The organism is Mycobacterium sp. NGS33 (assembly GCF_059812885.1).
Window position 1 is genome coordinate 1 of record NZ_JCALDN010000037.1, and the last position, 1,307, is coordinate 1,307.

Annotated in this window: 1 protein-coding gene; it reads right to left on the reverse strand. The window is 62.4% G+C overall.

All coding sequences use genetic code 11. The features are described 5' to 3' along the window. Window positions 1-5: 5 nt before the first annotated feature. Window positions 6-1,259 carry an IS30 family transposase gene (locus tag AC5Y5B_RS25190; protein WP_500007387.1) on the reverse strand — a complete coding sequence of 418 codons (1,254 nt, stop codon included), beginning with the start codon at window positions 1,257-1,259 and terminating at the stop codon, window positions 6-8. Between the last annotated feature and the right edge of the window lie 48 nt (window positions 1,260-1,307).

Here is a 1,307-nt window from a genome sequence, read left to right on the forward strand (position 1 = left end):
CGGATTCAAGCGGTGGATGCAACAGTTGGTGGGTTTGAGAGTATCTCGTCGAGTATCTGGGCGGGTGTTTTGAAGCCGTGACGCTGTCGTGGGCGGGTGTTGAGCTGCAAGGCGACATAGTCCAGGTAGTCGGCGGGGTAGACCGATAGGTCGGTGCCTTTGGGGAAGTATTGGCGCAGAAGCCCGTTGGTGTTTTCGTTAGTGCCTCGCTGCCAGGGTGAGTGCGGGTCGCAGAAGTAGACCTGCAACTCGGCTGCCGCGGAGATTTGAGCGTGGTTGGCCATTTCGCTGCCTTGGTCCCAGGTCAGGGTTCGGCGCAAAGTATCGGGTAGGGCAGTCATCTTCAGGATCACCTGGGCGGCGACAGATTCGGCGGTGTGGTCATTCGGCAGGTGCAGCAGTTGGACGAACCCGGAGATACGTTCGACCAAGGTGCCGATCGCCGAGGCCTGGTTAGCGCCGATGATGAGGTCGCCCTCCCAGTGGCCCGGCACGGCGCGGTCTTCGACCTCGGGCGGTCGTTCGGCGATGTTGACCATGTCCGGGATACGGCGACGTTGCACGACGCTGCGTTGGGGCTTGCGCAGGGCGCGGCCAGTGCGAAGGCACCGATGCAGCTCGCGCCGCAACCCCCCGCGTCCCTGCAGGTAGATGGCCTTATAGATGGTTTCGTCGCTCACCCACATCTCCGGGTCGTCGGGGAATTCGAGTCGCAACCCGCCCTCGATCTGTTCGGGGCTGTGATTGGCAGTCAACCGATTCTGGACCTCGTTGCGCAACCGGTCGTTGCTGGCCAGCTTCGTCGGCTTGGTCCGGCACGCGCGCTGGTCAGATCGCTGCTGGGCCAGCACCGCACGGTAACGCACCTGGGCACAGTTGCCGCTCTGGCGGGCGCCGAACGCCTCCTTGCGCCGGTATCCGGACTTCGCCACATTGCTATGGCCGCCGTTGGCGTCTATCTCTCGCTTGACCGTCGAGGCGGGCCGTCCCAGTCGTATGCCAATCGAGTGCAGCGACTCCTTGGTCCTTACCCCGATCTCGATTTCCACCCGATCTTCGAAGGTCAACCGGGGCCGACGACCAGAACGGTTGGCGCAGCGTAATTGTGGTCTCACCCCGCCAGCCTGACGAAACCAGTTCAGACCGCTGGTTTGCGACACGCCGACCCAGATACCGGCTTCACTGGCCGGAACACCCTTGGCGACCAGAACCCAAAACTCACGTACTAACGAACGCGACGGTGGCAGTGAGCCTTGCATGCAACACTCCTACGGGAAAGGTGTTGCATCCATCCCTTGGACTCAAGC